Origin of the sequence: Kineococcus glutinatus (genome assembly GCF_039542765.1) — a bacterium.
Taxonomy (GTDB): domain Bacteria; phylum Actinomycetota; class Actinomycetes; order Actinomycetales; family Kineococcaceae; genus Kineococcus_A; species Kineococcus_A glutinatus.
The window spans coordinates 1-7,598 of the sequence record NZ_BAABIL010000167.1 but is presented as its reverse complement, the minus strand read 5'-3'; the positions used below and the strand labels follow the sequence as shown (position 1 = coordinate 7,598).

General features: G+C 75.7%; 7 protein-coding genes and 1 riboswitch. All 7 genes read right to left on the bottom strand.

All coding sequences use genetic code 11. The features are described 5' to 3' along the window. Positions 1-339 precede the first annotated feature (339 nt). Positions 340-1,149, bottom strand: a complete 810-nt coding sequence (locus tag ABEB16_RS07205) for an ABC transporter permease (RefSeq protein WP_345711580.1) — start codon at positions 1,147-1,149, stop codon at positions 340-342. Then, a complete protein-coding gene (locus tag ABEB16_RS07200; RefSeq protein ID WP_345711579.1) occupies positions 1,146-2,183 on the bottom strand; it encodes an aliphatic sulfonate ABC transporter substrate-binding protein in 1,038 nt (345 codons plus the stop codon). The genes ABEB16_RS07205 and ABEB16_RS07200 overlap by 4 nt, the downstream gene beginning before the upstream one ends. Before the next feature lie 136 nt (positions 2,184-2,319). After that, positions 2,320-3,138, bottom strand: coding sequence for an ABC transporter ATP-binding protein (locus tag ABEB16_RS07195; protein ID WP_425560123.1), 819 nt, complete (start codon positions 3,136-3,138; stop codon positions 2,320-2,322). Positions 3,139-3,226: 88 nt separating this feature from the next. Continuing rightward, a riboswitch (SAM riboswitch) is annotated at positions 3,227-3,323 on the bottom strand. 110 nt (positions 3,324-3,433) lie between these two features. Next, positions 3,434-4,399 (bottom strand): GTPase Era, encoded by a 966-nt coding sequence (gene era / locus ABEB16_RS07190; protein WP_345711578.1) that lies wholly within the window; start codon positions 4,397-4,399, stop codon positions 3,434-3,436. Next, positions 4,392-5,807, bottom strand: coding sequence for a hemolysin family protein (locus ABEB16_RS07185; RefSeq protein ID WP_345711577.1), 1,416 nt, complete (start codon positions 5,805-5,807; stop codon positions 4,392-4,394). The genes era and ABEB16_RS07185 overlap by 8 nt, the downstream gene beginning before the upstream one ends. A gap of 5 nt (positions 5,808-5,812) precedes the next feature. Further along, entirely contained in the window at positions 5,813-6,349 is a 537-nt protein-coding gene (gene ybeY, locus ABEB16_RS07180) for an rRNA maturation RNase YbeY (RefSeq protein WP_345711576.1), read from the bottom strand. Further along, the gene (locus tag ABEB16_RS07175; protein WP_345711575.1) at positions 6,346-7,422 is read right to left on the bottom strand and encodes a PhoH family protein; all 1,077 of its coding nucleotides are present in this window, start codon (positions 7,420-7,422) and stop codon (positions 6,346-6,348) included. Before ABEB16_RS07175 ends, ybeY begins: the two co-directional genes overlap by 4 nt. Positions 7,423-7,598: the final 176 nt, after the last annotated feature.

Below are 7,598 nucleotides of genomic sequence, written 5' to 3'. Positions count from 1 at the left end.
CGCAGGTCGACGGCGCACCAGCGGGGGGCGACCTCGATGCGGCGGTCCGGCCAGGTCCGGTCGGGCAGGTCCACGGCGATCTGCTCGGCGAAGGGCCGGTAGCGGTGCACCGGCATCGTGGACGGCTGCTGGGTGTTGCGCACTTGTCTGTCCTCCTCGATCACCCGCCGGCGCGGCGGGCGGTGGTGCGGGCGCGGCCGGCGCACACGTCGAGGTCCCGCGGCGGGGAGACCGGCCTAGCTGGCCCCGCCGCGGCGGCGAAGGAGGAGGAGCGTCCGGCCGACCACGGCGCCAGCCTACGCGCGCCGCGGGCCGGGCGTCCACGCGGCCGCGCCCGCGTCACTCCCGGCCGCGGGCCACCCGGCGCTCCAGCAGCCCCAGCAGCACGTCGCTCAGCTTGCCCAGCAGCGCCAGCAGCAGGATCGCCAGCAGCAGCAGGTCCACCCGCCCCTGGTTGCCGCTGTTCTGCAGCTGGTACCCCAGCCCCATCGAGGAGGAGATCAGCTCGGCGGCGACGAGGAACAGCCAGCTCTGGGCCAGCGCGAGCCGCAGACCCGCCAGCACCGACGGGGCGATGGCCGGCAGCAGCAGCTCGCCGAACAGCCGCGCCCCGCGGCGGCCGTAGGCGCGCCCCACCTCCACCAGCGCAGGGTCCAGGTGGCGCAGCGCGGAGGACACCGTCGTGAACACCGGGAAGAACGCCCCGATCGCCACCAGCACGATCTTCGGCGGCTCCCCCAGGCCGATCCACAGCCCCAGCAGCGGCACCCACGCCAGCGACGGCACCGCCCGCAGCGCCCCCAGCGTGGGCATCAGCAGCGCCGTGGCCGCGCGGGAGAGCCCCACCAGGCCGCCCAGCACGACGCCGAGCACCGAGCCGGCCGCGAAGCCCAGCAGGACCCGCTGGGTGCTGATCGCCACGTTGCGCTGCAGCTCACCGGTGGCGGCCAGGTCCTGCGCACCGCGCAGCACGTCCAGCGGCGGGGGCAGCTGGCTGGCGGTGAACCAGCCGAGCGGGCCGGCGAGCTGCCACAGCACGAGCAGCAGCAGGGGCAGCACGGCCCCCAGCGCCCAGACCGGCGCGCCGCGGCGGGAGCGGGCCGGGGAGGGCGCCCCCGCCGCGGCCGGTGCCTGCGCGGGCGCGCTCACGACGCCGCGGCCTGCGCGAAGCGGGGCTCCAGGAGGGTGTCGAGGGCCTGCTGCGCGGCCTGCTCGGACTTCACGTCACCGGTGGCGACCATGAGGGGCAGGATGCCCGCCAGGACCTGCCGCTGCGCCTCGCCGGGCACCGGGTCCAGGTCGAGGGTGGTGCGCTCCAGCACGCGGGCGGCGACCTCCGGGGTCAGCTGGGCCTGCTGCGCGTACAGGGCCGCCAGCTCCGCGGGGTTGGCCGCGGCCCAGGCGCGGGCCTCCTCGTAGGCGTCGACGACCTTCTGGGCGAGGTCGGGGTGCTCGTCGATGAAGTCCTCGCGGGCGTTGAGCATCCCGTAGGAGTTGAAGTCGACGTTGCGGTACAGCAGCGTCGAGCCGGCCTGCAGCTCCGAGGTGGCCATGTTCGGGTCCAGACCCGCCCAGGCGTCCACGTCGCCGCGCTCCAGGGCGGCGCGCCCGTCGCCGTGCTGCAGGTTGACGATCTCCACGTCGGCGGCGGAGAGCCCGTTGGCGGCGAGGGCCTGCTGGAGGAAGAAGTAGGGGTCGGTGCCGGTCGTCGCGGCGATCCGCTTGCCCTTCAGCTGCGCAGCGCTCGTGATCGCCGAGCCCTCGCCGACGACGAGGGCGGTCCACTCCGGCTGGGAGTAGACGTCGATCGTCTTCACCGGGGAGCCGTTGGCCCGGGCCTGCAGCACCGCGGCACCGGCCGTGGAGGCGACGTCGAGGTTGTCGTTGCGCAGGAACTCGTTGGCCTTGTTGCTGCCCAGCGACTGCTCCCACTGCGGGGTCACGCCCGCGGCCTCCAGGAGCCCGCGCTCCTTCACGACGAGGCTGAGGGGGTTGTAGAAGGCGAAGTCCAGGCGCACGACGGGTGCCGCCGCGTCACCGCCGCTGCTGCTGGCGGCGGGGGCGGAACCGGTGCTGGTCTCGCCCTGCGCGCAGGCGGAGCCGAACGCGACGGTGACCAGGGCGGCGGCCAGCGCGGCGCGACGGGTGAGGGAACGGCGCGCCGGGGCGGTGCGGGGGCTCATGCTCGGGTGCTCCAGGTGTCGTGCGCGGTGGGCCCGCGCGGCGAGGTGGGACGTGGGGTAAGGCATGGGGGTGGGGCATGGAGGTGGGAGGCGCGGACCGGGTGCGGCGAGCGCCCGGTCCCGCGGTGGACGGGACCTACGCGGTCTGCCGGGCCTGCACGGCCTGCGGGTCGGGCCCGGTGGCCCCCGCGGCCGGTGCCGGGCCGGTGCGGGGCACGCCCAGCAGTTCCAGCAGCTCCACCCGCAGCTCCGCCAGCTCCGCGTCGCCGCGGTCGCGCGGTCGCGGCTGGCGCACCGGCAGGTCGCGGCGCACGCAGGCCGGGGCGCCGGGTCCGTCGCTGCCGAGGACCACGACCCGGTCGGCCAGGTGCAGGGCCTCGTCGACGTCGTGGGTGACGACCAGGACGGTGGCCCCGGTGGCGCGCTGCACGTCGACGAGCAGGTCCTGCATGCGCAGCCGGGTCAGCGCGTCGAGGGCGGCGAAGGGCTCGTCGAGCAGCAGCACGCCCGGCCGGCGCACGAGGGCGCGCGCCAGGGCGGCGCGCTGGGCCATCCCCCCCGAGACGCGGCGGGGGCGGTGCCCGGCGAAGCCGGCCAGGCCCACCACGTCCAGCCAGTGCAGGACCTCGGCGCGTCCCGTCGCGCGCGGGGTGCCGCGGGGCAGGCCCAGGGCGACGTTGCCCGCCAGGTCGCGCCAGGGCAGCAGGCGGGGTTCCTGGAAGACGACGGCGCAGCGCTCGCTGACGTCGCGCACCGGCGCACCGCCCACCTCGACGTCACCGCTGGTGGGCAGGTCGAGGCCGGCCACGAGCCGCAGCAGGGTGGACTTGCCGCTGCCGGAGGCGCCGAGCAGGGCCACGGTGGTACCGGCGCGGACGTCGAGGTCCACGCCGGCGAGCACGTGGTGGGTGCCGCCGGCCACCGGGAAGGCGCGCCCCACGGCGCGCAGGCGCACCGGCGCGGCGGGCACGGCGTCGTCGCCCGCCCCACCGGCGGGGCGGGGCAGCGGGGCGCGGGGGGGCGGGGCGGGGGGTGGCACTCGTCCTCCATCGGTCCTGGCATGAGCACCGTCCGCGCCCGTGGGCGCAGGGGTTGCTGCGGCGTCGTCGAGCCAGGTCTCTCGGCCGCTCTGGATGGTGTCGAGGATTCCAACCCGAGCACCCAGGACGTGTCAAATCGTGAGACGTCGCGTATCGGCTGTCGGACGTACCGTCCGGCCCGTCGCGCCGCCCGGACGACGCGGGCCGCGCTCAGAAGCCCAGGCGGGCCAGCTGCTTGGGGTCGCGCTGCCAGTCCGGGGCGACCTTCACCCGCAGCTCCAGGTGCACCCGGTTGCCCAGCAGCGCCTCGATGCCCCGCCGCGCCCTCGTCCCGACGTCCTTCAGCCGCGCGCCACCGCGACCGATGACGATGCCCTTCTGGCTCTCGCGCTCCACGTAGAGGAACACCCGCACGTCGAGCAGGGCGTCCTCGGGCCGCTGCCCGGGCAGCGGCTCGCGGGCCTCGACGTCCTCCACGACCACGGCCAGGGAGTGCGGCAGCTCGTCGCGCACCCCCTCCAGGGCGGCCTCGCGGACCAACTCGGCGATCATGACGCGCTCCGGCTCGTCGGTCAGCTCGTCGTCGGGGTAGAGCCGCGGGCCCGGCGGCAGGTGGGACAGCAGCACGTCGGCCACCACGTCGACCTGCTCACCCGTGACGGCCGAGGCGGGCACGACGTCGGCGAAACCCCCCAGCAGCTCCTCCCCCAGCCGGGAGACCGCCAGCAGCTGCTCGGCGACGCGCTCGCGGGACACCTTGTCCGTCTTGGTGACGAGCGCGACCTTCGTCGAGCGCGGCGTGGCGACCAGCGCCTCGGCGATGAAGCGGTCCCCGGGGCCGACCTTCTCGTCGGCGGGCAGGCACAGGCCCACCACGTCGACCTCGGAGAGGGTCTCGCGCACCAGGTCGTTGAGCCGCTGCCCCAGCAGGGTGCGCGGGCGGTGCAGCCCCGGGGTGTCGACCAGCACCAGCTGCGCGTCGGGGCGGTGCACGATGCCGCGGATGGTGTGCCGCGTCGTCTGCGGACGGCTGGAGGTGATGGCGACCTTCTGCCCCACCAGGGCGTTCGTCAGCGTCGACTTGCCCGCGTTGGGCCGGCCCACCAGACAGGCGAAGCCCGAGCGGTGCTCCCGCTCCTGCGCCCCCGGATCGCGCCCCTGCTGCCGCTCAGCCACGTCCGGCCTCCCGCTCCTCGTGCTCCGCGCCGCGGCGGGAGCCGCGCCGCTCCTGCTCACCACCGCGGCGCGGGTCCGGCGCGCGGTGCGCCCCGTGCTGCGCCCCGGCCTCGGGCTCGCCCCCGTCCTCCTCCTGCACCTCGTGGCGGCGCACCAGGACGGTCGTGACCTGGTTGCGCCGGCCCCCGCGGCGGTCCGCCACCAGCTCCAGGCCGTGCGCCACCGCCGAGGCCCCGGGGATCGGCACCTCGCCCAGCGCCTTGGCCAGCAGGCCGCCGACGGTGTCCACCTCGTCGTCGTCCACCTCGACGCCGAACAGCTCGCCCAGCTCGTCGAGGGACAGCCGGGAGCTGACGCGGAAGCGGTCCTCCTCCTCCAGCGGCTCCACCTCGGGCGCCTGCCGGTCGTACTCGTCGGCGATGTCGCCCACGATCTCCTCGAGGACGTCCTCCATGGTCACCACGCCCGCGGTGCCGCCGTACTCGTCGACGACGACCGCCACGTGGGTGCGCCCGCGCTGCATCTGCTTCATGAGGTCGTCGACGGGCAGGCTGTCCGGCACGAACACCGCCGGGCGCGCCACGTGCTCCACGGGGGTGGCCGGGTCCGCGGGCGGCTGCCCGTGCAGGCGGCGCACCACGTCCTTGAGGTAGGCGACGCCCACCACGTCGTCGGCGCCGCCCTCGCCCAGCACCGGCACCCGGGAGAACCCCGAGCGCAGCAGCAGCGACAGCACCTCCTCCAGGCCGGTGCTGCGGTGGGCGGAGACCACGTCGGTGCGGGGCACCATGACCTCCCGCACGAGGGTGTCGCCCAGCTCGAAGACGGAGTGGATCATCTCCCGCTCGTCGGCCTCGATGAGGGAGCTCTCCCCCGCCAGGTCGACGAGCTCGCGCAGCTCCGCCTCCGTGCCGAAGGGGCCGTGCTGCATCGACCCGCCGGGGGTGACGGCGCCGCCGATGCGCACCAGCAGCCCCGCCAGCGGGCCCAGCGCCCGGCTCAGCGGGCCCAGCAGCGGCGCGGTGAGCAGCGCGACCTGCTCGGAGTGCACCCGCCCGATGGTGCGCGGGCCGACACCGACGAGGACGAAGTCCAGCGCTCCCATGCCGAGGGCCGACAGCAGCAGGACGAGCCACCAGGAGGTCGTCGCGCTCGCCACGGCCACCGTCACGCAGACCGCGGCAGCGGTCTCGGCGATGACGCGCAGCAGCGTGGAGACGGTCAGGACGGTCGCCGGGGACTCCAGCACCGCCTCCAGCGCCCCCGCGCCGCGGCGGGCGGCGGCGGCGAGCTCGCGGGCGCGCCGGCGGGGGGTGCTGGCCATGGCCGCCTCCGCGGCGGCGAGCACCCCGGCCACGACCACGAGGGCCAGGGCGGCCAGGACGAGGGGCAGGACGGGAGCGCCCACCCCGTTCACCGACCCGCCGCGCCGTCGCCGGCCGCGCCCCCGGCGTGGCCCACCGTGGGCGTCGGGTCGCCGGGGCGGCCGATGCTCGCGAGGAACGTCAGGACCAGGCGGCGCTGCAGGCCGAACATCTCCGCCTGCTCCTCGGGCTCGGCGTGGTCGTAGCCGAGCAGGTGGAGGATGCCGTGGGTGGTCAGCAGCAGGACCTCGTCGGCGGTGGCGTGCCCGGCGGCGGCGGCCTGCCGCGCGGCCACCTGCGGGCAGATCACCACGTCGCCGAGCAGGCCCGGCTGGGAGGTCTCGCCCTCGCGGCCGGGGCGGAGCTGGTCCATGGGGAAGGACATGACGTCCGTCGGGCCGGGCTCCTCCATCCACTGCACGTGCAGGCGCTCCATGGCGTCTTCGTCGACGAGCAGGACGGACAGCTCGGCCTGCGGGTGCACCCGCATCGCGTCGAGGACGTGGCGGGCCAGGGCGGCGACCTCGACCTGGTCGACCCCGCGCTGCTCGGCGAAGCCGCTCTCGTCGGCGACCTCGATGCTCACCGGCGTCGCACCGCGGCCCGGGCGCCCTCGCCGCGGTGCTGCGGGGTGCGGCGCTCCTCCCAGCGGCCGTAGGCGTCGACGATGTCGCTGACGAGGCGGTGGCGGACGACGTCGGTGCTGGTCAGCAGGGAGAAGCTGACGTCCTCCACGCCCTGCAGGATCTGCTGCACGACGCGCAGGCCGGACTCGGTCCCCGTCGGCAGGTCCACCTGGGTCACGTCCCCGGTGACGACCATCTTGGAGCCGAAGCCGAGGCGGGTGAGGAACATCTTCATCTGCTCGGCGGAGGTGTTCTGCGCCTCGTCGAGGATGATGAAGGCGTCGTTGAGGGTGCGCCCGCGCATGTACGCCAGCGGTGCCACCTCGATCGTCCCGGCCGCCATGAGCCGCGGGATGGACTCGGGGTCGATCATGTCGTGCAGCGCGTCGTAGAGCGGGCGCAGGTAGGGGTCGATCTTGTCCGTCAGCGTGCCGGGCAGGAACCCGAGGCGCTCGCCCGCCTCGACCGCCGGGCGGGTCAGCACGATGCGGTTGACCCGCTTGGCCTGCAGCGCCTGCACGGCCTTGGCCATGGCCAGGTACGTCTTGCCGGTGCCGGCGGGCCCGATGCCGAAGACGATGGTGTGCGTGTCGATGGCCTCGACGTAGTGCTTCTGGTTCACCGTCTTGGGCCGGATGGTGCGCCCGCGGCTGGACAGGATGTTCAGGGTGAGCACGTCGGCGGGCCGGTCGGAGCCGACGCCGGCGGCCTGGGCGCGCAGCATCCCCACCGCGCGCTCGACCGCGTCGGGGGACAGGGCGCTGCCGGAGGCGAGCACCGCGGTCATCTCGTCGATGAGCCGCTCCACGAGGGCGATCTCCGCCGAGGCGCCGGAGAGGTTGATCTCGTTGCCGCGGACGTGGACGTCGACGCGGGGGAAGGAGTGCTCCAGGACCCGCAGCAGCTCGTCGCGCGTGCCCAGCAGCGCCACCATGCTCACCTCGGGGGGCACGACGATCGTGTGTCGGGGTCGCGCCGCGGCGGTGCCGCCGGCGTCGTCGGGGGTCGTGGGGGTCTGCTCGGTGCTGGCCATATCGCCCGGGTGGGCCCTTCGCCTCCGTCGACGCCGCTGCTGGGACGCCCCCGATCCTACCGACCCACCCCGACGCACCGCCCGCGGTCGGCCCGCGCTCGGCCCGGGGCGGTGCCTGCGGCAGGCTGGGCCGGTGCCGACCCCCGACGCCCCCCTGCCCGCCGCCGCCCCCACCG